23 protein-coding genes are annotated in these 24,853 nt (G+C 46.0%); 10 read left to right on the forward strand and 13 right to left on the reverse strand.

Annotated features, from left to right (window positions below):
• Positions 1-14 precede the first annotated feature (14 nt).
• Positions 15-809, reverse strand: a complete 795-nt coding sequence (locus AB4Z08_RS19935; RefSeq protein WP_441575534.1) for an SDR family NAD(P)-dependent oxidoreductase — start codon at positions 807-809, stop codon at positions 15-17.
• A gap of 44 nt (positions 810-853) precedes the next feature.
• Entirely contained in the window at positions 854-1,459 is a 606-nt protein-coding gene (locus AB4Z08_RS19940) for a TetR/AcrR family transcriptional regulator (protein WP_441575535.1), read from the reverse strand.
• Positions 1,460-1,763: 304 nt separating this feature from the next.
• Here AB4Z08_RS19940 and AB4Z08_RS19945 point away from each other — a divergent pair, with 304 nt between their 5' ends.
• Positions 1,764-2,579: a mechanosensitive ion channel family protein gene (locus tag AB4Z08_RS19945; protein ID WP_441575536.1), complete on the forward strand. Its 816-nt coding sequence runs from the start codon at positions 1,764-1,766 to the stop codon at positions 2,577-2,579.
• A 21-nt stretch (positions 2,580-2,600) separates the two neighbouring features.
• On the opposite strand, the gene AB4Z08_RS19950 is transcribed toward AB4Z08_RS19945, so the two are convergent.
• The 5 genes from AB4Z08_RS19950 to AB4Z08_RS19970 form a co-directional block, all read right to left on the reverse strand.
• The gene (locus AB4Z08_RS19950; protein WP_441575537.1) at positions 2,601-2,849 is read right to left on the reverse strand and encodes a hypothetical protein; all 249 of its coding nucleotides are present in this window, start codon (positions 2,847-2,849) and stop codon (positions 2,601-2,603) included.
• Positions 2,850-2,866: 17 nt separating this feature from the next.
• Complete coding sequence (locus AB4Z08_RS19955) at positions 2,867-3,502, reverse strand: hypothetical protein (RefSeq protein ID WP_441575538.1); 636 nt, start codon at positions 3,500-3,502, stop codon at positions 2,867-2,869.
• A gap of 19 nt (positions 3,503-3,521) precedes the next feature.
• Entirely contained in the window at positions 3,522-5,609 is a 2,088-nt protein-coding gene (locus tag AB4Z08_RS19960; RefSeq protein WP_441575539.1) for a TonB-dependent receptor plug domain-containing protein, read from the reverse strand.
• Between the two features lie 99 nt (positions 5,610-5,708).
• Positions 5,709-6,410, reverse strand: a complete 702-nt coding sequence (locus tag AB4Z08_RS19965; RefSeq protein WP_441575540.1) for a LytR/AlgR family response regulator transcription factor — start codon at positions 6,408-6,410, stop codon at positions 5,709-5,711.
• Positions 6,407-7,432 (reverse strand): sensor histidine kinase, encoded by a 1,026-nt coding sequence (locus tag AB4Z08_RS19970; RefSeq protein WP_441575541.1) that lies wholly within the window; start codon positions 7,430-7,432, stop codon positions 6,407-6,409. The genes AB4Z08_RS19965 and AB4Z08_RS19970 overlap by 4 nt, the downstream gene beginning before the upstream one ends.
• A 229-nt stretch (positions 7,433-7,661) precedes the next feature.
• On the opposite strand from AB4Z08_RS19970, the gene AB4Z08_RS19975 reads away from it, so the two are divergent.
• The 6 genes from AB4Z08_RS19975 (at position 7,662) to AB4Z08_RS20000 (ending at position 15,898) form a co-directional block, all read left to right on the forward strand.
• The gene (locus AB4Z08_RS19975; RefSeq protein ID WP_441575542.1) at positions 7,662-9,113 is read left to right on the forward strand and encodes an alpha-L-fucosidase; all 1,452 of its coding nucleotides are present in this window, start codon (positions 7,662-7,664) and stop codon (positions 9,111-9,113) included.
• A 140-nt stretch (positions 9,114-9,253) separates the two neighbouring features.
• Positions 9,254-9,832, forward strand: coding sequence for a Crp/Fnr family transcriptional regulator (locus AB4Z08_RS19980; protein ID WP_441575543.1), 579 nt, complete (start codon positions 9,254-9,256; stop codon positions 9,830-9,832).
• 61 nt (positions 9,833-9,893) lie between these two features.
• Entirely contained in the window at positions 9,894-10,706 is an 813-nt protein-coding gene (locus AB4Z08_RS19985) for an SDR family NAD(P)-dependent oxidoreductase (protein ID WP_441575544.1), read from the forward strand.
• 85 nt (positions 10,707-10,791) lie between these two features.
• On the forward strand, positions 10,792-12,942 hold the full coding sequence (locus AB4Z08_RS19990; RefSeq protein WP_441575545.1) for an outer membrane protein assembly factor BamB family protein: 2,151 nt from the start codon (positions 10,792-10,794) through the stop codon (positions 12,940-12,942).
• 36 nt (positions 12,943-12,978) lie between these two features.
• Positions 12,979-13,893 carry a sugar phosphate isomerase/epimerase family protein gene (locus AB4Z08_RS19995; RefSeq protein ID WP_441575546.1) on the forward strand — a complete coding sequence of 305 codons (915 nt, stop codon included), beginning with the start codon at positions 12,979-12,981 and terminating at the stop codon, positions 13,891-13,893.
• Positions 13,894-14,122: 229 nt separating this feature from the next.
• Entirely contained in the window at positions 14,123-15,898 is a 1,776-nt protein-coding gene (locus AB4Z08_RS20000) for an SGNH/GDSL hydrolase family protein (RefSeq protein ID WP_441575547.1), read from the forward strand.
• Positions 15,899-15,951: 53 nt separating this feature from the next.
• Here AB4Z08_RS20000 and AB4Z08_RS20005 read toward each other — a convergent pair whose 3' ends face one another.
• Genes AB4Z08_RS20005 through AB4Z08_RS20030 form a run of 6 tightly spaced genes read right to left on the reverse strand, consistent with a single transcriptional unit; the run spans position 15,952 to position 20,931 of the window.
• Complete coding sequence (locus AB4Z08_RS20005; protein ID WP_441575986.1) at positions 15,952-16,653, reverse strand: glycosyl hydrolase family 18 protein; 702 nt, start codon at positions 16,651-16,653, stop codon at positions 15,952-15,954.
• Entirely contained in the window at positions 16,650-17,423 is a 774-nt protein-coding gene (locus AB4Z08_RS20010) for a LytR/AlgR family response regulator transcription factor (protein WP_441575548.1), read from the reverse strand. Before AB4Z08_RS20010 ends, AB4Z08_RS20005 begins: the two co-directional genes overlap by 4 nt.
• Entirely contained in the window at positions 17,420-18,496 is a 1,077-nt protein-coding gene (locus AB4Z08_RS20015) for a sensor histidine kinase (protein WP_441575549.1), read from the reverse strand. The genes AB4Z08_RS20010 and AB4Z08_RS20015 overlap by 4 nt, the downstream gene beginning before the upstream one ends.
• A 17-nt stretch (positions 18,497-18,513) precedes the next feature.
• The gene (locus tag AB4Z08_RS20020; RefSeq protein ID WP_441575550.1) at positions 18,514-19,488 is read right to left on the reverse strand and encodes an NAD-dependent epimerase/dehydratase family protein; all 975 of its coding nucleotides are present in this window, start codon (positions 19,486-19,488) and stop codon (positions 18,514-18,516) included.
• A gap of 9 nt (positions 19,489-19,497) precedes the next feature.
• Positions 19,498-20,301 carry an SDR family NAD(P)-dependent oxidoreductase gene (locus tag AB4Z08_RS20025; protein WP_441575551.1) on the reverse strand — a complete coding sequence of 268 codons (804 nt, stop codon included), beginning with the start codon at positions 20,299-20,301 and terminating at the stop codon, positions 19,498-19,500.
• Between the two features lie 6 nt (positions 20,302-20,307).
• A complete protein-coding gene (locus AB4Z08_RS20030) occupies positions 20,308-20,931 on the reverse strand; it encodes an START domain-containing protein (protein WP_441575552.1) in 624 nt (207 codons plus the stop codon).
• Between the two features lie 202 nt (positions 20,932-21,133).
• Here AB4Z08_RS20030 and AB4Z08_RS20035 point away from each other — a divergent pair, with 202 nt between their 5' ends.
• From AB4Z08_RS20035 to AB4Z08_RS20045, 3 genes are all read left to right on the forward strand, one after another.
• The gene (locus AB4Z08_RS20035; protein WP_441575553.1) at positions 21,134-22,249 is read left to right on the forward strand and encodes a tetratricopeptide repeat protein; all 1,116 of its coding nucleotides are present in this window, start codon (positions 21,134-21,136) and stop codon (positions 22,247-22,249) included.
• An 85-nt stretch (positions 22,250-22,334) separates the two neighbouring features.
• Positions 22,335-23,936, forward strand: a complete 1,602-nt coding sequence (locus AB4Z08_RS20040; RefSeq protein WP_441575554.1) for a beta-N-acetylhexosaminidase — start codon at positions 22,335-22,337, stop codon at positions 23,934-23,936.
• A gap of 49 nt (positions 23,937-23,985) precedes the next feature.
• Entirely contained in the window at positions 23,986-24,780 is a 795-nt protein-coding gene (locus AB4Z08_RS20045) for a DUF6597 domain-containing transcriptional factor (RefSeq protein WP_441575555.1), read from the forward strand.
• Positions 24,781-24,853: the final 73 nt, after the last annotated feature.

Genomic DNA, 24,853 nt, shown 5'->3' on the forward strand with positions numbered 1-24,853 from the left:
CTGCTCCTGTTTATTTAGATAATTGTATTCAGCACACCGCCATCTGCACGTAACGCTGCTCCATTGGTAGCAATAGACAGCGGACTGGATAGATAAACTGCCAGATGTGCAATTTCATCCGGGTCAATAAATCGTTGCAGTAAGGAAGTTGGATTTAAGGTCTTAGACAACCCACTTTTTACCTGCTCCACTGGTTGATTTTGTGCGGCAGCAATTTGTTCTACTGCGGCAGCTACTCCTTCAGAATAGGTGGGGCCTCCGAGAATCGTGTTTACCGTGACTGCTGTATTTTTAGTCAGGGTGGCCAATCCGCGGCTTACCGATAACATGGCTGTTTTGGTCATGCCGTAATGAATCATGTTTTCCGGAATATTTACTCCCGATTCACTGCTGATAAAAATAACTCGCCCCCAGTTCTTCTTAATCATTTCAGGTAATAAAGCCCGCGATAGGCGAACGCCACTCATTACATTCACCTCAAAGAATTTTGTCCAGTCTTCATCTGCAATATCAGCAAACGGCTTGAGTTCAAAGATGCCTACGTTGTTGACCAGGATATCGATATCGGGCAGGGAAGCCAGTAATTCATTCACTGCTGCTGCATGGGCAAAGTTGGCTGCAATGCCTGACACTTCAGCGCCGGGAATGTCGGCTTTTAACTGCGCCACTGCATTGGCCACTCTTTCGGATGTTCTGCCATTGATAATCACCCTGGCGCCTTCCTGTAATAATTGCCTGGCAATGGCAAAGCCAATGCCCTGTGTTGATCCACTCACAAAGGCGGTCTTTGATGTTAATTGTAAATCCATGTTTTTATTTTTGTGTTGATTACTACAGAAATAGGCAAAAAAAATCAGCTGATGATTTCCAGCTGCATTTCAATCTGCCTGAGGAGTAGTTTGTTATCCGGATACATGCGTCTGGTAACGTTCATACCATTCCATAGCGTAATCAGGTAACGGCCCAGCATTTCGGGGTCGGTCTGATTTTTCAGCGTACCATTTTTCTGGGCCTGCCGGATGGTGTTGGTATACAGTTGTTCTACTTCTTTTAAAATAGTAACCGCTTCCTTTTCCAGTTCTTTATCCAGAGCAGCCATTTCCACTACGGTATTCACGATGAGGCAACCCTGCAAATGTGTTTGCTTGTCGGTCTTGGCGATGCTGCGGAAAAAATCCTTGATGAGATCAATGGGAGCGGAGCTGTGTAGCAGTGCCTCTTTAAACTCGTTGAACGCTTCTCTGCGCTGCTGAATCGCTTTGCTGAACAATTCTTTTTTTCCACCTTTAAAGGCGTTGTAAAAACTACCGCTGCCGATGCCCATAGCAGTCAGCACTTCTTCTAAAGAAGTGGCCGTATAGCCTTTTGTCCAAAAGACCCGTTGCGCCTTTGCCACTACATCCTTGTTGTCATAAATGCTGGGTCTGCCTTTCATGTTTAGTTTTGTGTTGTTTGACACAAAAGTAGCAATTTTTTCCATACTGAGGGTAAATGGCCGGAAATATTTATAGGGAATCGCTGAAGTACATCAGCATACTTAGCATCAATATGCTATAGGAAGTCCGTGGCATGACTTTGGTTTTCATGTATTACGATGGCGTCATATCGCAATGGCACAGGTCAACGGGTATACACGGCAGGAGTGCGTGGCAGTACCCGAATATGCTCCTGGCACGTATCCAGGCAAGGGACCAGCTGCCGAAGTCCTGTGGAGATAATGACCACCATTGTGCAATTAATTCTATAGTAATACCTGATCTATTATGAACGAACCATTCAGCAGCTACAGTCACCTGATTTTTGATAAACTGCATAACTGGCTCATCGCCGCCGTGAAGATGACGCCCAATTTAGTATTGGCCGTTATCATGTTTTTTCTTTTCCTTTTACTGGCGCGGTTTGCCCGTAAAATTAGTCTCCGGTTTTCTCAAAGGTTCTCTGAAACGCCTGCTATCGCCAACCTGATATCCAGTGTGCTCTTTATTATTTTTATATTACTCGGCCTGTTTATTTCGCTGAATATTTTAAGTCTGGATAAAGCCGTTACCTCCCTGTTGGCTGGTGCGGGTATCATAGGTCTGGCATTAGGTTTCGCGTTCCAGGATCTGACGGCGAATTTTATCTCCGGTATATTTATCACCTTCAGAAAGCCTTTTGAAGTAGGGCACATTATTGAAACGAATGGGTTTACCGGTACGGTGAATGCTATTCAACTAAGGTCTACCACGATGATCACAGCAGATGGCCTGCATGTGATCATTCCCAATAAGGAAATTTTTCAGAAGCCGATCATCAATCATTCGCTTACACCATTGCGGCGAATTACACTTACTTTTTCCATTCCCATGTCTGATAAGCTGAAAGAAGCGGAGCAAATCATGACAGATATTGTAACAGGGATGAAAGATGTGGTGTCTGACAAACCCCAAGCCGTATGGTTTACCGGTATCGACGGCGGTGCGGTGAAAGTCATCCTGAGTTGCTGGGTGAGTAATGAGTCGGATGATGCTTATGAGCGCACTACGCATGAACTGATTTCAAAAGTAACTACTTCATTAAAAGCTGCTGCCCTGATATGATACCAGGGCAGTCAACTTTATCTAAGGCCGGGGCGCCTCTACTTTTACTTCTCCCCGGTCATGACACCAGTGGCCGTTACCACGAACGAAAGCCATCCGCATGAAAAATGCATTGGTAACCAAAAATAGCACGATTGCCAGTATAGTCGCCACCCTGGTGATAGTGCGCAGGGCCGGTTTTTTCGAAAAACCGCCAAAAACATACCCGATAATAAACACCATACATGCCACAAAAAGAATGCGCAGTAAGATGATAAACACGAATCCCATGATCTCTGATTTAAAGGTTACTTAAATTTACTCAGCAACTGCTGGTCTTCTGATCTGCCCCAGTGAGGAAATACATCTGTACCAGGGTTGAGCAATAACTGCAGACTTTGTGAAGCCAGTTGTTTGGCCAGTTCTTTATCTCCTCCCCACATTTTAGGCGTATAATATTTTACCCACGCCGTCACAAATAATGCCCGGGGATTTTGTGCGTCCAGTGCCTTCGCCTGTTTCAATGCCTGTTCTGATAATGTACCGTACTTACGGCCGTAAGTCATTGGGTTAATGAACACTTTGGTACGATATACCATACTCAACACCGTATATACTTCTGCCGCTTCTTTTTTCTGTTTGGAACTATCTAATAATGCCAGTGCTTTTTTTGCCTGTTCTTCTCCGCGGATGCTGTAGGGCTCTATTTTTTCGCCATCCTCCTGTAAGAGAAAACCAATCTTAGCGTTGCAGAAGGCTGCGTAATAAGATGGCAGCCAGGCTGCTTCTGCTTTGATACCTGAAAAGGTTTGTTCCAGTTGTTCATAATCCTTTACAGTTTGTGCCTGATCCAGTTTGTTAACCGCCTGCTGCAGTGCATCGGATTGTGCAAATCCACTATAGCTAATAAATACTGCAGACAAACAAATGAGTAGTTTTTTCATTTTTCTTTTTTTGAGAGATTTATAAATTATTATTAAGAAAGTCATCGGTACGGTCTATACCAAAACTCATGAAGATGCCTATAAAGAAATTTCGTGTAGCCGGCATAGTGACTGGCTGTTTAATTAAACCGTTGTAACTGTAATTGTATCCGAACACCTGCCGGGTTCCGGCGATGTTATTGATGCCCATAGCCACACCGGAGAAGTCTTTCCACTTCTTGTTTTTTAAGAAGGAGCAGAGATAGGCCACGTGCAGGTTTACCGCGTTGTAGCCTTTGGTATTGCCCTGATCCGATATGCCGTTTGGACCAATATTGTAATAAGGTCTGCCGGCAGCCAGGGCCCAGGATATGTTCACGCTGGTGTTAATATCCTGGAAAAATTTTTTAACAGCCACCGTGGTGGTATGTGGTGCTGCAAAGGATGGACGCAGCTCATAAGGATAATTCAGGAAGTTACGTTTGGTATCGAGATACGTGTAAGTAATCCAGTAGTCCAGATTTTTAACACTTTTTTTATCCCGCCAGAAAAGCTCAATTCCCTGTGCATAGCCTTTACCGTTATTGCTGAGCACTGGCATTGTTTTTACCAGATCCTTGTATTGCTTGTAATATACTTCTGCCCTGAAAAAACGATTGTTGGCTTTCCTGGTATAGTTCAGTACATAATGGGTGGCACTGGAAAATGTTAGCTGATCTGATTGATATAGAAAGTCGTTGGCTGGCTCCTGGTAAAAGATGCCATAGGCCAGGTTGAACTGGCTGCCGTCCTGTAAACGGTAGGCAACGCTGATACGCGGAGCCCATACCATTTTACGCAGCATGGAAGCATATTCCATACGCATTCCTGCTTTGGCAGCGAGGTTATCGGCCAGGTAAATATCACTTTCCGCAAAAACAGCCGTAAGATGATCTGTTAGTCCGATTGTACTGTCGTTGGTCCTGCCATGGTCGTGAGTATAAAATTGCTCTGCACCAAAGCGTAGTGCCTGTCCCTGTGAAAGGAAATGTGTTAATACGATACGCGCCTGTGCAAAATCAGTGGTAATATTCCGGTAACCGGTTTTATAACTGTAAGGGATATACGGAATAATCACCTTGTTGCCTTTCTCATTGGTGAGCTGCTGTATGGTTTCCTGTCGGTTATAGCTGTAAACGGTGCCCACTTCTATTTTCCAGTTATTATTCAGGTAGCTGCGGAAGCTGAGGTTGTTGTAGCTGTTCCATCCTTTTACCTGGTAGCCGGCTTTTAATATCCCACTGTCGATATCCGGATTGTTCATACCTACATCACTGAGTCCCCAGCTGGTATAGAATTTCAGCATGCCCGTTTTGCCAGTTTTGATTCTGAAATTAGCATTGCCATCCAGGTAGAGTGGACCACTGAAGTAGTCGGGTTTCTGTGGGACAATGTTATTGTACAGCGACTGGTTGCTATAACCTACACTCACCCCATAGCTGCTGCGATTGTTCTTTGCCAGGTGTTGCATGCCGGCCCCCAGGTTAGCAGGGAAAACGAAGAAACTGGCGGATGTTTTTTCAGGCAGGTCTACACTTTCCAATATCAGTGCACTGCTCATGGCTTCTCCATATAATGCAGAGTAACCACCGGAACTGAACAGGATGCCTTTAAACAGAAAGGGATTAATGCGGGCTGCCTGTGGTACGCCTGGTACCGAAGGGTAGTTAGGGGTACGGAGCAGGGTGCCGTCAATGAATTGTTTGGTTTCATCGCCTGTACCTCCGCGTACGAATAATCCTTCCTGTTCACCGATTTGTTGTGCACCTGGAAGGGAACGTAACGCCTGGCTGATATCTCCACCGCTGCCCGCTACGGTAACAGCATCAATGGGTGTGAGAGAAGCTCCTTTGGCCTTGTCGCTGGCCTCAAAGGCACCGGCACTTACTACTACCTCATGCAGGGAGCGTTTGCTTTTGATGGCGGTATCAGCAGCGTGTGCGGCCCTGATAGTTGTATCTGCTGTACGTTTTAATGTCGTATCCGTTGCTGAGGGCATGGGACTGCCAGTCGTATCTGTTGCAGGTGTTCTGTTTTGCGCACCGGCTGTATAACTGAATAGCAGCAATAAAATAGCACTTGTTTTCATTACCTGTAGGATGATGTACAAGCAAAATTATGCGGAAGAACAGGTACTTATCCGGAGAGTAGACAGGATAGGAAAGTGTCGCGACAAAACGGGAAAGACTTACTGATTCAGTAGCTTGTTGACATTTTCCTTGAAGAATTCACTTACGGGAATTTCTATATCACCAATGCAAACCAGGTCACGTTTAATGGTCGTGATCTTTTGCACGGCCACCAGGTAGGATTTATGTGTACGTATAAAAGCAGCAGCAGGCAGTTTCTCCTCCATGGCCTTCATGGTCATGCGGGTGAGTACAGGTTTGGTGGAATTGGAGAGATGTATTTTGATATAATCTTTCAGTGCTTCTATATAGGTGATATTAGCCGTTACAATTTTTACCTGCGTATATTCCACGTGTACAAAAAAAGAATGTGTATCATCTGTAGCAGCAGGGGGGCCTTGTTTCAGGCGGAACAGATCGTTGGCACGGTTACAGGCTTTCAGGAAGCGCTCGAAGCTAAAGGGTTTCAACAGGTAATCGACTACCTGCAGGTTAAAGCCTTCCAGTGCATATTGTTCATAAGCGGTTACCAGTATCACCATAGGTGGCTGCTGCAATGATTGCAGCAATTGTAGTCCGTTGAGCCTGGGCATTTGTATGTCGAGGAAGATGAGGTCTATTTGTTCCTGCTGCAGTACTTCCAGTGCTTCCATGGCGTTCCGGCAGGTTTTTACCAGCTGTAGGAAAGGCACCTGTTGAATATTGTCTTCCAACAGTTCACGTACCAGTTGTTCATCGTCTATGGCTATACAACGTATCATGTGAGTTTCAAAATTAAGGTGATATGAAACACGTGCTGCTGACTCCTGATAGTAAGCTGGTGACTGCCGGGATACAGCAATTGCAGCCTGGATTTCACATTGGCCAGTCCTATGCCGGAGTTTTCATCTTTGCTGGCGGCAGGATCATTATCGAACCGGTTTTGTACTTCAAAGGTAAGCAGGTCGTTGGTAACGAGTAGCTGTATATTAATTTCCGGTTGCTGCGTATAACCGGTACCGTGTTTAAAGGCGTTTTCTACAAAAGGAATCAGCAGCATTGGCTCTATCGTATAATGTCCTGCGTTGTTAGCGGTATCAATATGGCTGTTGATATTTACGTCATTGCCGAAGCGAAGTTTTTGCAGGGCGATATAGCTATTGAGGTAAACTATCTCTTTCGTGAGCAGTACTTTTTTCCCGGTAGTATCATATAACATATAGCGCATCAGGTCGGAGAGCATGATGAGTGCAGGTTCCAGCTGATCTGATTTTTTCCGGGCCAGCGATACCAGGTTGGTCAATACGTTGAACAGGAAATGCGGACTTACCTGTGAGCGCAGAAATTTGAGTTCTGAGCTGAGTTGTTCTGCCTGTTTATCTTTTTGAATTCTTTCTGCACGGATTCTGTCTGTTACCTTGCAATATACCAGGCTGACGATATAGGCACCTACCGATGGGGCAAACACATATCTATAGGATGCCATATCACCGAGTACCGTAGGGAACCAGTGCGCCATGATGCTGTACTTCAGCGGAAAGGAGGCGCCAATCAACAGGAGTACAGCCGGGAAATAAAGCCACCAGTAATGTTTATTCCATAACCGGGGATACAGGAATAATGCATGGGTGTAAAAGATGGCCATATGGATAAATCCACAGATCGTAAAGAAAAGGCCGGGAAAGGTACCGATGCGATAATCGTTGGCAGCACTGGAAACGATATAGGGCAACAATAGTAGTGCGCTCCATATGAGTACATGGAGTGCGATAATCACTTTCTTGAATGGAATATTGATATTCATTTGATGTATGCATTAAAGCTACTGATTTTTCAGGGTATCCCCTGCGACACGATAAAATTACCGCTATTGGCGGCGCCGGCAGAAAGGGTATAGACAGGACCCGCAAATGTGCAGATAACCCGGTAATATGTGCAGACAGGGAAGTAATTATTATCATCAGAGAAAATAGCATTAACATAGGAGAAGGAAGTTGTTAATTTTGAGCACTCTAAGCATTTAAAGACCTGTTATGAAAAAACGTTGTGTTGGAATATTCTTTTTTCTCCTGTGTAGCTCCCTTGCTTTTGCACAGAAATATGAGGCTAACTGGGCCTCGCTAAACAAGCGTGGGATTCCTGCCTGGTTTAATGATGCCAAATTCGGCATCTTCATTCACTGGGGGGTATATGCCGTGCCCTCTTATGCCGTGGTAGGACCAGGTGGTTATTCTGAATGGTATTGGTATAACCTGAGAGGAACCAAAGAAGGCTCACATGATAAAGTACAGGCTTTCCATGATAAGAATTTTGGGGTAGGTGTACCCTATGAAAAGCTGGAGAGCCAGTTTACAGCTTCCCTGTTTGATCCGCAGCAGTGGGCCAATGTATTCCGCCGTTCCGGCGCCAAATATGTAGTGCTGACTTCCAAACACCATGAAGGCTATTGTTTATGGGACAATAAACAGGCGAATGAATCCTGGGGGCATTCCTGGAATGCCGTTACGGGTACGCCTAAACGCGATCTGCTGGGAGACCTGACAACAGCAGTGCGTAAAGAAGGTTTGCGCATGGGGTTTTATTATTCGCTGTATGAATGGTTTAATCCTTTGTGGCTGAAAGACAAACCCCGTTATGTAAAAGAAGTCATGACTCCTCAGTTTAAGGACCTGGTGACCCGCTATAAGCCTTCCGTTATTTTTTCTGATGGAGAATGGGAAATGTCGGATACAGCCTGGAATAGTCCTTCGCTGCTGGCCTGGTTGTATAACGAATCGCCTGTGAAAGATGAAGTAGCTGTAGACGACCGCTGGGGTAGCAATACCCGTGGTAAAAATAACGGGGCTACCTATCTGACTTCTGAATACGGCAGCGGCATGCAGCCTGGTGTTATCTGGGAAGAAAGTCAGGGTATCGGACAGTCATATGGATATAACCGTATGGAAACTGCTGATGACTATAAGAAAAGCAGTGACCTGATTTTAATGCTGGTAGATATCGTGTCAAGAGGTGGTAACCTTCTGCTGGATATAGGCCCCACCGCAGATGGCCGTATTCCGGTGATCATGCAGCAAAAGTTGCTGGATATCGGCAAATGGCTGGAGCTGAACGGAGAGGGCGTGTATGATACCAAACCATGGAAGGAAAGCCGGCAGTGGAGTGCGGGCAAACGCCCTGAAGTGAAAGACGAAGCTTTCATGTCGGGCTATAGCATTTCCAACCTGGTAAAAAAATCAAAGGATCATGCTAATGTTGAATTGTTCTTTACCGCCAAACCAGGTGCCTTATATTGCTTTTTACCTGCTTATCAGCCACTGCTGACTATCCGCAATTATACACCTGCTAAAGGCGCAGTGGTAAGTATACTGGGTAGTAGCAAGGCGATTAAGTGGCAGCAGAAAGGGAAAGATTGTGTGGTAGACTTGTCCATGCTGCATCCGGGAGACGTACCGGATGGCATGCTGGTAGTTAAAGTGAAAGGTTAAACAATAGTAATATCTTAAAAGCTGGCAAGCAATATATAGAGGGGAAGGCGTTAGCCTTCCCTTTTTTAATGCCAAAAAAGTAGCGGGCGGATTAGGAAAATGCATTCTATATTTGCAGACTACATAAAACAGCATCGGCTATGCCCTATCAGAAAATCACGCGGCTCATTGCTGACCTGGTCCGCATAGATAAATTTGATCAGCACCTGATCCGGGAAGTCTTTGAACCGGTAAATTTCAGAAAATCACATGTTCTTGTGAGCAGCGGTGACATTGCCCGCTATATGTATTTCATTAATAGCGGCTATTTAAGGCTTTATCATATTGATGGCGAAGGCAGGGAGGTGACCAATCATATTAACTGCCCTATGGGCTTTATGACGGCCTTTAATAGCTATATCAGCCAAACCCGTTCACATGAGGTGTTTGAATGTATTACGGATTGCGAATTACTACGGGTACCCCGTACAGACCTGGAAGAGCTGCTGAAGCACAACCAGCGCTGGGCGGAGTTCGGGAAAATTATCTATGAAGAAGTGATTAAGTATAATGAGCAGAAAGTGAAAGATCTGGTCAGTCTCACCGCCAGGGAACGTTATTTCAACCTGATAGATAAGTTCCCGGATATCGTCCAGCATGTACCACTGCAATACATTGCTTCTTTCATTGGTATCAAACCGGAATCTCTGAGCCGTATCCGCCGCGAAATAATTTCCTAACATAGGTCAAGTGGATTGTTCTGTGGTTGGTCCACCTTTGTGGGATCACAAACAGATCAATATGAAAGACAATTCACTGAACAACGTAAAAGGAAAGACCGCATTTATAACCGGCGCATCCTCCGGCATCGGAGAAGCATTTGCATGGAAACTGGCAGCCGCCGGCTGCCACCTGGTACTCACTGCCCGCTCCGGTGATAAGCTAAAACAAACAGCAACAGCCATCCGGGAGCAACATAAAGTGCGGGTGCATTATTATACTGCCGACCTCACCCAACGCGATGCTCCAAAGTATTTGTATGAACAGGTGCAGCAGGATAAACTTCGTGTAGACCTGCTCGTTAACAATGCCGGCTTTGGCAAATGGGCGCATTTCCTGGATGAAACAGCCCCCGTATATACCGATATGATACAGGTCAATATTGATGCAGTCGTACAGCTTACTCATTTGTTTTTGCCTGCCATGCTGGAACGCGGTACCGGCGGCATTATTAATGTGGCTTCAACCGGGGCATTTCAACCCTGTCCTTACATTGCGGTATACTGTGCTACCAAGGCATTTGTGCTGAGCTTTTCAGAAGCATTGTATGGTGAGTACAAAGACAGGGGGATCACGGTAACTGCCGTATGCCCGGGCAATACACAAACGGAGTTTTTTGCAGTAGCCAATGCCAACACACAGGGCATGCCTTTTGACACCCCGGCGCGCGTAGCAGAAGATGGGCTGAAGGCGTTGTTGAAAGGGAAAACGTATAATGTAGTAGGCATCTCCAATTATCTGCAGTCTTTATCCGCCCGGTTCTTTCCCCGCAGGATGGTGATAGGTATTGTAAAAGGGATGTTTGCAAAGCGGGTGCCTGCCCTGGCGAAGTAGTTGGCAGCCTTTGGTGTAGTTTTCTGAAAAAATCATTTTTAAAATGATATTTTTAAAGGAACTGACAACCAATATTGCTTTTCTAATGCGTTCCACTATAACCCGGCTGCTGATTATTCCCACATTATTGATGGCCTGCAACTCCCGCAATAATGCACACCGTACCTGGCAGGTATATGGTGGCAGTAAGGAGAATATCCACTACAGCGCCTTAACCGCACTTGATACCAGTAATGTATCGCAGCTGAAAGTAGCCTGGGCCTATCATACCGGCGATGCCGAAGAAATGTCGCAGATACAGGTAAATCCGGTAGTAGTGGGAGATATGCTTTATGGGGTTTCTCCCCAACTCAAATTATTTGCCGTTAATGCCGCTACCGGCAAAGCAGCCTGGGTATTTGATCCGGTGGACTTTTCGGGAGAAGTAAAAGGCAAAGGTTATTTCCAGTTCAACGCCTGCCGTGGCGTTACTTATTATGAAAGTGGCGCTGACCGGCGCATATTTTATACTGCCGGCGCAAAGCTATATTGTATCCATGCGGGCAACGGCCAGCCCATTACTTCTTTTGGTGACAGCGGGCATGTAGACCTTCATCATGATATGGGGCGTAACATGGACCAGCTGTATATTACTTCTACTACACCCGGAATTATTTATCAGGACCTGATTATAGTAGGCACGCGTGTAGCTGAAGAGGCTGGCGGTGCGCCTGGTTATATCAGGGCCTATGATGTCCGTACCGGCAAACTTAAATGGATCTTTCATACCATTCCGCAACCTGGTGAAGCCGGTTACGATTCCTGGGAGGACAAAGAGGCATGGCAGCATACCGGCGGCGCCAATGCCTGGGCAGGGTTTAGTTTGGATGAAGAGAAAGGGATTGTCTTTGCCCCGATAGGATCTGCCTCCTACGATTTTTATGGCGGCCGGCGTAAAGGCAATGACCTTTTTGCCAATTGTGTGCTGGCACTGGATGCGGCAACCGGTAAGCGGATCTGGCATTTTCAAACGGTGCATCACGACGTATGGGACCGGGATTTACCTACTGCTCCCATGTTGGTAACCATAAAGAAAGACGGCCGGAAAATAGACGCCGTAGTGCAGGTGACTAAAACAGGTTTCATTTTTTTATTGGATAAGAACACCGGGCAACCACTGTATCCTGTAGTGGAAACCCCGGTGCCGGCAGATACTGCATTGCCCGGAGAACAGCTATCCGCTACGCAACCCATTCCTTCTTTTTTTAAACCTTTCGTAAGACAGGCATTGCAGGAGCAGGACCTGAACAAAATAGTGCCGGATAGTTCCTTCCAGGATATCAGGACAAGATTGGCTACTTATAAAACCGGTCATCTTTTCAATCCGCCTTCCAGGCAAGGCACCGTAATTTTTCCGGGCTTTGACGGCGGCGCAGAATGGGGTGGGCCCGCGATAGACCCCGAAACGGGTATCCTTTACGTAAATGCCAGCGAAATGCCCTGGATACTCACCATGGTGGATGCAAAAGAACAGCATACGGCAACCAAAGAAACACAGCTGCAGGCAGGGCAACGATTGTATAGCACCTATTGCATGGCCTGTCATGGACCGGAGCGCAAAGGCAGCAGCACTTTTCCTTCTCTCGTAAATATCCGGCAAAAGTATAATGAACCGGCCTTTACCCAACTGGTAGATGCCGGCAGAAGAATGATGCCCGCTTTCAAACAGCTGGACAGCACTGAAAAAAAGGCACTGGCAGCCTTTATCCTGGATATAAAAGACACACAACAATCACCGTTTGTCGCCCTGCGGAAAAACGTAGATGCCTATACGAACTTACCTTACCGGGCTACTGGGTATAATAAATTTTTAACGAGAGAAGGCTATCCTGCTGTAGCGCCGCCATGGGGTACACTAAGCGCCATTGACCTGAACACCGGACAGCTGCTATGGAAAGATACCCTGGGTGATTACCCGGAACTCAAGGCCAGGGGCATTCACAGCGGCACCGAAAATTATGGAGGCCCGGTTGTCACTGCCGGCGGTTTACTCTTTATTGCCGCTACGGCAGACAGTAAGTTCAGGGCCTTTAATAAAAGAACCGGACAACTGCTATGGGAAACGACCCTGCCCGCCTGTGGTTTTGCCACCCCGGCCGTTTATGAAGTAGCCGGGAAACAATATGTGGTAATTTCCTGCGGTGGTGGTAAGCTAGGAAAAAAGTCAGGGGACACCTATCTTGCCTTTTCTTTGTAACATACGTATCCGTCAACATTTAAAATATCTTTTACTATGAGTATTTCAAGAAGAAATTTTCTGATGAAAGGAACCCTGGCACTGGCCGGCACCGCACTGATGCCAAAAGGATTGTTGGCAGCAAGTGGGGCTAAACCGGTATTAGGGATCCAGTTATATTCTATTCGTGATGATATGAAAAAAGACCCGGCCGGCACATTGAAACAGTTGTCTGCCATGGGATATAAGTATGTAGAGCATGCAGGATATAGTAAACGGAAGTTTTATGGTTACAATGCCACCGATTTCAGGAAAATGCTGGGCGACCTGGGCCTGTTAATGCCCAGTGGACATACCGTGATGGGAAAACAACATTGGGATGCTGCAAAAAATGATTTTACAGATGAATGGAAATATACGGTGGAAGATGCCGCCATCCTTGGACAGCAATTTGTGATCAGCCCATGGCTGGACGAAAGCCTGCGTAAAAACTATGATGACTTTAAAGCCTATATGGACGTATTCAATAAAAGCGGGGAGCTGTGTAAAAAGTCAGGTATGAAATTCGGCTATCACAACCACGATTTTGAATTCAGTCAGCAGCTGAACGGACAGAAAATTTTCGACCTGATCCTGCAAAATACGGATCCTTCCCTGGTGGCCCAGCAGCTGGATATCGGTAATATGTATCATGCAGGTGGTGTGGCGTTGGATATCATTAAGCAATACCCTGGCCGTTTTGAGCTGATGCATGTAAAAGATGAAATCAAAACCACGAAAGGGGAAATGGGTAGCAATTATGAAAGCACTGTGCTGGGCAAAGGAATTATACCAGTGAAAGAAGTGATTGACCTGGGTAAGAAGTCCGGAGGCACCCGCTATTTTATTATTGAACAGGAATCTTACCAGGGGCAGACTCCACTGAATGCTGTACGTGATGATCTGCAGGTGATGAAGAAATGGGGATATTAATTTAATCGTTCCGGCCAAACAAATTTTGCCGCAGCATGATAGGTTTGCCGGTGTATGGCAGATTATTGAAAACTGATTCGCAAAAATGATGTCAGCAAGGCGTGGCACCTTGTAACGGGAAAACCAGGTTATCATGTTTCCCATGATAATGTATTATGTCCGCTCAATTTGAGCGAACTTGCGAAACGATTGCTACTATTTTAACTACAGTGAAAAAAGTATCCTACTTATGAAGAGGAAAATAATCTGGGGAATGGCTTTACTCTCCTTACTGGTAAGCGTATGTGCAGCACAGGCGCAGCGTGCTTTTAAAACCTGGATACCGGCTGCGGATAGCAGTGTTTATGCCTTGGAGGGACAGGGCTGGAAGGACGGGCTGTATCATTATTACGACCGGTTACCGCGGCGGGCGGAAGATAAGGTGCGGAAGTCTGTCTGGAATTTATCACTTAATAGTGCCGGGCTTAGTCTGCGGTTCAGAACAGATGCAGATGAGATTGTCATTAAATATACCGTCACCAGTGTGTTGAACATGCCGCATATGCCATCTACCGGTGTAAGTGGCGTGGATATGTATGCAAAAAGTATTGATGGACAATGGATGTTTTGTGCCGGAAACTATAATTTCAATGATACCATTGTTTATCGGTTTACCAATCTGAAAAAGCAGGATCATCATGTGAAGAATGTAGACTATACGCTGTACCTGCCTCTCTATAATTCTGTAAAATGGCTGTCCGTAGCAGTACCGGAGGAAAGTGTATTTACACCTATACCGGTGCGTAAGGAAGCACCTATTGTAGTGTATGGTACCTCCATTGCCCAGGGAGGCTGCGCTTCCCGCCCGGGAATGGCATGGACCAATATCCTGGAGCGAAAACTGGACAGGCCGGTGATCAATCTTGGGTTTTCCGGTAATGGGCGTTTGGAAAAAGAAGTGGTACAGTTCCTGACAGAAATCGATGCGGGCATGTATGTATTGGATTGTTTGCCTAATCTGACAACAGCAGATATTACCGAAGCGGAACTGAAAAAACGTATTACCGAAACCGTTAGAGAGCTGCAACGCAGGCGGCCGGGCGTTCCCATCTTATTGACAGCTCATGATGGATATAGTAATGATTCCACCAATACGCAAAGCAGGGAAGAATATACGCATGTGAACGGAATCCTGCAGGCAGTGGTGGATTCGATGTTAAAAGCCGGTGTTAAAAATATCAGCCTGCTGACAAAAGAAGAAATAGGGCAGGACCTGGAAAGTATGGTGGATGGGGTACATCCCAGCGATCTGGGAATGATGAATTACGCCAATGCCTATACGAAAAAGATCAAGAGCATTTTAAAGGAGCAACCGGGCAGCAGCGTCACTACTACACCTGTTACACAACGCCGTGATGCCGGTACCTACGACTGGGAAACCAGGCATAATGAAGTACTGACGTATAATAAAACACACCGGCCCGGGGTGGTATTTATGGGTAATTCCATTACACATTTCTGGGGAGGAAAACCAGTGGGCTCCGTGATCAGGGGCAGTCGTTCCTGGGATAAATACTTTGAACCAAAACGTGCGGTGAACATGGGTTTTGGTTGGGACCGGGTAGAAAATGTTTTATGGAGGGTACAGCATGGAGAACTGGATGGTATTTCTCCTGCATATCTGGTGTTAATGATAGGCACCAATAACCTGCAATTGAATACAGATGAGGAGATTGTGAGTGGGTTAAAGAACCTGTTGCAGGTGATACAGGCGAAGCAGCCGGCTACGCAGATTATATTGATGGGTATTTTACCACGAAGGAATATGGAAAGCAGGGTAGCGGGGATTAACCGGTTAATAGCCCGTATTCCGGATAATAGGAAAATACAATTTCTCGATGCCGGTGAATTATTGCTGCAGGCAGATGGAAAAATTCAGGAAGGGCTTTTTTCGGATGGCCTGCATCCGAATGAGGAGGGGTATGAAAAACTGGGAGCATTAATTAATAAGTACCTGAAAATGTAGCAGGAGTTGTATGATATTCGAAGAAGGGCAACGCATTGGCGTTGCCCTTCTCTTTATAGCTTCCTGTTTATAGCCTGTAACAGCGATCTTTTATCTGTCACCGGAACATCCTGCTGCAGGTGCCAGATCATGGTCCCCGCCGCCCCATTGGCTTTTGCAAAAGCTGTTTTCTTTTCTATTGCAGGTATGCCATTGTAATAAATTGTCCCTTTATTTTTCACTACTACCGAATCACTTTTTTCAGCGCCGGCATATTGCTGAACGATGTCACTATAAGTGAAGGTGCTGCCTGCCTCCGTAGCCGGAAAGCCGGGACCAAACGCATATCCGTAAAATGGAACCCCGATGTATAATTTGCTGGCAGGAATACCCCTGGAGCGGTAAAAGGCAAAGTCGCCGGTTGCTTTTTCGTAGCTGGCATGTGGCCCGGGGGCATTGGGGTTCCACCAGCCGGTGTCGTCGTACGACATGATGTTGATATAATCAAATTGCTGAAGGGTGGCGGCAGACATAAAATCCGCGGTGCTGCTCCAACGTACCTGTGCAGACGTGATGCGTTTATTTTTCTGATGCAGGGCTATCTGCAGTTCTTTTACAAAGGCAGCATAACGGGCGGTATCATGTGTAATCAAGCCATTTTCCAGGTCTACGTCTACACTATCAAAATCCGCCGTGACAGCCAGCTGCACGACGGCTGCAATGAATGTGGCCGTTATCTTACCGCCGCTAACCGGGTTGGTGAGCGGAATGCTTATTCATCCGGGCTGAGATAGTCTTTTCCTTCGAGCCAGTTTTTGAATTCAGTAACCCTTTCACGGCTAATAATAACATCAGTATCAACATCGGGAGCTAATTGAAGAATTAATCTGCTATTATAGTAGGTGGTTATTTTTTTGATAGCATCTATATGAATAATAAACTGCCGGTTAATGCGGAAGAACTGATTTCTGTCCAGCAGTTTCTCTATCTGATCCAGCGAATAATCCAGTGGTACCCGCTGATTGGTGGATGTAGTGGCCCAGGTAGTTCCCTTCGCAAATTGCAGCCAGGCAATATCTCTGGCCTTTACATAGATCAGTTGATTGTTGATCCGGCCAATAAAGCGGGTACTGTCGCGCCGCAGGAACTCTTCTGCAATCCGGCTGATATCTATCGTATAATTGTTGGCAGGCCTGAACTGTTCATACTTTTTCAGGGCATTGCGTAATTCTTCCAGGTCAATCGGCTTCATTAAGTAATCGATGCTGTTTACCTTGAAAGCCTGCAGTGCAAAGCCATCGTAGGCAGTGGTGAAAATAATCGGTGTCCGGACTTTTGTTTTGTTGAACAGTTCAAAACAGTTGCCGTCAGATAACTGTATATCCATCAGCATCAGGTCTACCGGCTGTTTTTGCTCCAGCCATTTAAGCCCTTCGGCTACGGATTCAATAACAGCGGCTATTTCAATGTCTGCATTACATTTATGCAATAACTGGGTAAGCCGTTCTGCATTATGCATTTCATCTTCAAAAATTACTATTCTCATGAGGAAGTGATAATGGGTAGTTTTACAATAAACATATCTTCCGTCTGGCAAATTTCGATGTTACTGTTGCTGATCAGCGCATATCGTTTCTGTATGTTTTCCAGGCCAATGCCGGAGGATATTTCAGGATTGGCTTTTAATCTTACATGATTGGAAACAGTCAGGAAATTACCCTCACTTTTAATGGTGATCACTAACGGATCCTGTGCAGAAAACCGGTTATGTTTGATCGCATTTTCTATCAGCATCTGTAAAGTTACCGGCGGTATCATGCCTTTTGTTTTGACTTTTTCAGATATGTCGGTGATGAATTGAATACTTTGCTGGTGGCGGATACGGATCAGGAAAAGATATGCATCCAGGAAGTCCAGTTCTGTTTGTACCGGCACCAGGTTTTCAAATTTCTTATCAAGGATATACCGGTAGGTCTTTGCCAGCTGCGTAATATAATCGGCGGAGAGATCCGGGCTTTTATACACCAGGTTCGTCAGCACACTTAAAGAATTAAAAAAGAAATGCGGATCTATCTGGTTCCTCAGCGCATCATAGCGGGCCTGAATATTTTCACGCATCAGTCTTTCTGTTTGCAACTGGTATTCTTTCCATTCAGAATAATAAAAGATGATCCCGTTAAACGCCAGTATCAGCAGGTAAAACATGAAGATACCGAAGTTGAGGTCATAACTGAATCCGAGGAAACTTTCCCAGGCTTCATAGCGATGAAACAACAGTACATCGGCTGCACCATAGCAGAAACTAAACAGGAAGGCCATCAACAGGCCATATATTACCAGGCTGCTGCACAGGATGACCAGCCGGCTGGAAGTGTTTTTGTGAATCGTTTTTTTCTCTATGGTCCGGGCCAGCCAGGAAGCACCTTCCCAGGTGAGCAGGCCAAATACCACATAGATCACACTGAACATCTGTCCACGGAAATCCAGCATCCGCAACCGGGTGGTGAAAGTATGGTCAAAGGATTTGAAAATGGTGCTGAACGTATACAGGATTAGTATCCTGGACAGGTACAGAAATACTTTGCTCGAAAACAATTTTTCATTCTCTTGAAAATTCATCTGGCGTTTGTATGTTACTAAATGTAGTTATTTTCCTTAAACCAGGTGAATGCCCCGGAAACGGCGGCTTCTACCGGGGTATAATGCAGCTGTAATTCCCGTTCTGATTTTTTGCCGGTATAGTAATTATCCAGGCATAGCATATAGGCAGTACTGTAGTTTAGCTTTCCGGAGATACCCGGCAATGAGCCGATCATACCGCCAATTTTCAACACGAACCTGGGGATAGGGATCAGGAGTTGCCGTTTCCCGGAAATCTTTTTCAATAGCCGGAAAAATTCGCCGTAGCTGAGGTTTTGACCGGCCAGCAGGTAACAGTCGCCCATTTTCCCTTTTTCGATGGCGTTGATAATGCCCCGGCACACATCCTTGATATGTACGAAATTTTTCCCTCCGGGCGGATAAAACAGGAGCCGGTGTTTGAGTCCGTACAGGATCAGTTTACCGGAGCTGGGTTTCACATCATTGGGACCAATCATGAAAGTGGGATTCACCACAATGCCAGGTAGTTGCCTGGCAGCTACCTGTTCCAGCACGTATTGCTGGGCGAGGTATTTACTGTTGATATAGCCGGAATTGGCGTTGAACAGGGTAAACCCATTCAGCTCATTGCCGGGATGGTGTTTATCGCCGGGGCCAATAGTGTTGGCGGTGCTTACATAAATGAACTTTTCTACTTTATGCGCCAGGCAGGCGGCTGTAATATGCTGGGTGGCGGTGAAGTTGGCCTTTTCGTATTCGGCAAAGGAAACGCCCCACTGTTCCGTAATACAGGCGGCATGGATCACAATGTCGCAGCCTTTCATCGCCTCCAGTATATGCTCACTATTGTCGATATTACCAAAGAACACATCACAGGGGATGTCTGCAATGCCTTTCAGGTTAGCGGAGGGTCTTACAATGATCCTGATATCATATCCCATCCTGTACAGCTCCCTGGTAAGATTGGAGCCGAGGAAGCCACTGGCGCCTGTGATCAGTACTTTTTTCATTTATATTTTTTAGACAGATAATGCAAATGGTATTTCTTTCTTTACCTCCCGCGACACGATTTTCATTTTCAGTGACAGGGGAAGCAGCTGGATGAGCACATGATTTATTTTGTTCATCAGCCCGGGGATAATCACCGGAAATCCGGCCAGGGTGCCTTTCATGGCAATCCTGGCAATTTCCGGGGTCGGCAGTAATCCCATTTTCCCTTTCCGTCCCTGGCTGATGATCCGGCGGGACGTATGGGAGTTGGTCATAATAGGCCCGGGATATACCACACTTACCGACAGGCCGGTGGTGGCCAGTTCTTCTTTCAGTCCGAGGAAGAAAGAAGAGATAAATGCTTTGGAGGCAGGATATACCGTTTTATAGGCGATGGGCGTAAAAGCCGCCATACTGGCAATGTTCATAATATAGCTTTGCCGATGCCTTAACAGGTGAGGGATCAGCAAATGAGTCAGCAGTACGGTGCTCCTCACATTAAGCATAATGATATCGTCTATCCGTTCCAGGGAGGTATGGGTAATGGCAGAAGTGCCCCCTACACCGGCGTTGTTAATGAGAAAATTAATAGCATATTTTTCCATGATAACTTGTAGTTGCTGTTTCAGTATGTCGCTGTCGGACAGATCGAATTCGAATACTTTAACGCTCACGGAATATTCAAGTTCCAGGTTGTCGGCGATAGACCGGAGGTTGCTACCGGGCAAGGCAATGAGGATAATATTCATTCCCTTTCTGGCGCAGTGGATGGCGAATTCTTTTCCAAGACCGGAACTGGCACCGGTAATCAGTGTGTAGGTGATAGCTGACATAAACTTTTATTTTTCCAGCAGGCCTTTGAACTTGGTCATTGTCCTGAACAGGTTATCGTGAATAATCGGATCTGATACCCAGCGGGGGATTTTCCTGCTACGGTCGGTGGTCACCATATAGGTGATCTTCATTTGCCCACCTGCTGCTGGTTCCATGATCCATTTGCCCCTGGTGCCGGTGATCCGTGTGGTTTTATTATACAACGGAAACCGGCTGTCTGATGTACTCTCGAAAATTACTTCTGCCGCCTTGCCGGCATCTGCCGGTTCATGGTACTGGTATAAGAGGCAGGCGTCCTGGTCGTCCATAGGCCAGGGAATATCGTATTTTATATAGGTGATCCAGTGTTGGAGATCGCCGGTGGCGGCCACTTTATAATCGCTGGCGTTGGTGTTCCATTCCATGCCACGGGCCTGGTTTTTGAAGAGCCCAATTACAGCAGGCACCCCGGTTTTTACGAGGAAGACGGCTTTGATTTCCCTTACATTTTCACCACCAGCTCCCGGGATCCACCTTTCATACAGTGCTATGGCATTGTCCTGCTTTACCAGTTTGAACTCACTGGTATCGCTGAATAAGGAGCAGATACACATCACGCTGCTGATCAATAAAACAGGTAAGCTTTGCATACATAATGATTTATAGCAAAAGTGCGGCTTGATACGTTGGTGGCAAACGATTTTCCGCTGAGTTGTAGGATAAGGCCATTGACCTGTAGAAATGCCGGTTTTATCGTAAAAGGGGATGCTGCCTTTTTTGAAGACCCCAGCTTTTTTATATATCATTATGGAATACTGCGATCATCTGAATCATTGCTAAAAGCCTATATATATGAAAATGCGTATCCCCTTACTGCTGCTCTGCGGTATCCTTGGCGTTATGAGTACCACGGCGCAAACCAATGTCGAAAAGGCGCGTGAAAAAATGAACGAAGCCATAAAATTAATGGATGGTGGGAAACCGGCCGAATCCCTTCCTCTGCTGGAAGAAGCTATGGAACTGGATGAAGATAACCTGGATATCCGCTATGAAAAGAGCTATGCCCTGTACCTGATGGAAGACTATAAAGGCGCCCGTGATATCCTGAAGAAATTGACCAGGAAGAAGAACATTGGGCCCAATGTATACCAGATGCTGGGCAACACCTACGACAACCTGGGAGAGCCGAAGAAGGCCATTGATGCTTATGAAGATGGGATCAAACTTTTTCCGGCAGCTGGTAATCTATACCTGGAAAGAGGCATTATGGAAATGAAAGTGAAGGAGTATAATAAAGCATTGGGTTTTTTTGAGAAAGGCATTGAAATGGCGCCTGCATTTCCATCTAATTATTACAGGGCGGCCAAAATATTCTGTACATCTACGCAGGAAGAAGTATGGGGCATGATATACGGAGAGATATTTATGAACCTGGAGCCTAATACTGCGCGTACAGCGGAAATCAGCAAGTTGTTGTTTGATACCTATAAATCAGAGATCACCTTTCCAACAGATACCAGTGCGGGAGTGAGTTTTAGTAAAAATGCCGTTATTAATATCCAGTTTAATCCAAAGTCCGGACCAGAAGGCCTGGCAGAGGCCTTAAAACACATGAAGGTGCCTTTTGGTAATATGGTGTACGAAACCACACTTTCCGTGGCGCTGGCGGGTGAGCGTAGTATTGACCTGGCTTCCCTCCATCGTATCCGTACCAATTTCCTGGAGGTCTATGAACAATTGGGGCATCAGAAAAAAACGCCGGTAGTACTCTTCGATTTTCAGCGGGAAGTGAAAGCTGCCGGCCACCTGGAAGCCTATAATTACTGGCTGCTGAGCGGAGGAGATAAAGTCGCTTTTAATCACTGGGAACTGGCTAATAATGAGAAATGGGAAAGCTTTGTGGAGTGGTTTGGAGAGCATCCTATCCACATTACCGAAGAGAATAAATTTAATATGGCAAAGTACTGAGCATATTTTATTATTTTGTCCGCCGGCCGCTTCAACGGCCGGCGGACTTGTTTATAAGCAGGTCTGTTTAAAAACAGTGCAACATATGAAGCATCCCGCATTAATAATCGTCCTCTTTTTTATAGCATCTTCGCTTGCTGCCCAAAACGTTTGCCCGATAATACCACTGCCGGTGAAGGCAACGCAGGGGACCGGCACATTTACCATTGGCAGCAAAACAACTATCCGGCTGGGAGATACTTCCCTGCGTTCGCTGGCAGGGTATCTGCAGGAGGAATTATTACGCAGGTATCAACTTAAAGTACCTGTGAGTAATAGCAAAGGAACCAGTTCCATTGTGTTGAAGAAAGAAAAGGGAGATAGTAACGAAGATGCCTATACGCTTATGATGAACCCGGCATCAACGGTAATAACGGCCACCAATCGTGAAGGTATATTTAATGGTATCATCTCCCTGTTACAACTCACTACTACAGCTACCGCACCGGGAAAGACACTGGCAGTTCCCTGCTGGAATATTTCCGATGCCCCGCAATATGGCTGGCGTGGTGTGATGCTGGATGAATCCAGGTTTTTCTTTGGTAAGACGAAGGTAAAGTCGCTGCTCAACTGGATGGCATTTTATAAATTAAATCGTTTTCACTGGCACCTGACCGATATGCCGGGCTGGAGACTGGAAATTAAAAAGTACCCATTGCTGACAACAGTAGGAGGTATAGGCAATATTGTTGACCCTAAAGCCGCCGCTGCTTATTATACCCAGGATGATATCCGGGAAATAGTGGCCTATGCGCAGGCACGTTGTATTGTCATCATCCCGGAAATAGATATGCCAGGACATGCAGGTGCCGCCAACAGGGCCTATCCTGCTTTTGATGGTGGAGGTACGGCTAAGTATCCACAGTTTACATTTAATCCGGGGAAAGAAAGCACTTATCAGTATTTATCAGACATACTAACGGAAACGGATCAACTTTTCCCTTCGCAGATGATACACCTGGGAGGTGACGAAGTGACTTTCGGCAATGCTGGCTGGGATAAAGACAGTGGCGTGCTGCGTTTAAAGGAGGCGCATGGTTTGCAGAGCCGCAAGGAGGTGGAAGATTACTTCATTCAACGTATGGCCGACACCGTATTAAAGCTGCATAACAGGGTGCTTGCCTGGGATGAAATAGCCACCACCACCTTAAGGGCTGACAGTACTATCGTATGTTGGTGGAGGCATGATAAACCGGAGAGCCTGGCATTGGCTTTACGAAAGGGATATTCAGTGGTGGTATGTCCGCGTTTACCTTTTTATTTTGATTTTGTACAGGATAGCAGCCATAAAATTGGCCGGAGATGGAAGGATGGTGAGCTCAACAATCTGCAATCTGTATATGATTTCTCCATGAGGCAAATCCCGGCTGCTGTTGGCCATGAATCGCTGATACTGGGAGTACAGGCCTGTCTGTGGACGGAGACCGTTCACAGCAATAATCGGCTGGATTTCCTGTTATTCCCCCGTATTGCGGCACTGGCAGAAACCGCATGGACTACTTCCGGTCAAAAGGATTTTAATGGCTTTAAAGCCCGGTTAAAGGCGCAGCAATTGCTATATGCAAAGGATAGTCTGTATTATTTTGATATCTTCTCCCCGGGCAGGCATTTAGAGTCCGGACAGGGGAGAACAGATTATATTGATTAATGCCCAAGGCAGTCCGTTAAAAAGAGCAACATTCTTTGTAAATTTAGGTATGCGCTACGAAACTATTCCACCCCCACCTCATCTGGCACACGTCATCCGCTTTTTCTGGATGATGGAAGGAGAGGCGGGGTATACCCATCATAACATGGCAGATGCCTGCGTGGAGATGTTGTTTCACTATCGTGGGCGTTTTGATGAAATAGAGAATAACGGGGAACGCAGTAGTTCTTACACCGCCGGTTTACATGGAGCCACCCATGTTTTGCGCCGGTACACCATTGACGCCGGCTTCAGTATATTCGGTGTGTATTTTTATCCGCAGGCTATTCCATTGTTGTTTTCGCTACCTGCTTCTGAACTCACCAATGTTGCTGTAGAACTGAGTTATCTGCTAAAGAGCGCAGGTATACAGCTGGAAGAAGAAATTATGGCCGCCAGCAATAACCGGGAACGTTGCAGTATCATCTGTCGCTTTACGGAAGAGCGGCTGGCTGCCCGACATACGGTAGAACTACCCGTGTTTTCTGCGATCCGGCATATCATCCATAACAAGCCTGACACCAGCATTGCTGATCTCGCCCGGCAATATTATTTGTCGGAGCGGCAATTTGAGCGGCAGTTTAAACAATATGCAGGGTTATCTCCCAAGCTGTTTTCGCGGATCATTCGTTTTCAGGCGGCGGCTTCTTTCTATAAACGCGATGTGATGAGTTTAGGTAGTATTGCGCTGGAGTGCGGATATTATGATCAATCGCATTTTATCAGTGACTTCAAAACTTTTTCCGGCCTGCATCCAAAGCAATTTTTCTCCGGTCACTCCGGTGCTACCGACTGGCGGGAATAATGTCGGGTTTTTCCAATTTTATGATGAACACCTTTCGCACCTTTGTGTAGAAATATCACCTTAAAATTTTGTT

The organism is Chitinophaga sp. RAB17 (genome assembly GCF_052114225.1).
Lineage (GTDB): Bacteria > Bacteroidota > Bacteroidia > Chitinophagales > Chitinophagaceae > Chitinophaga.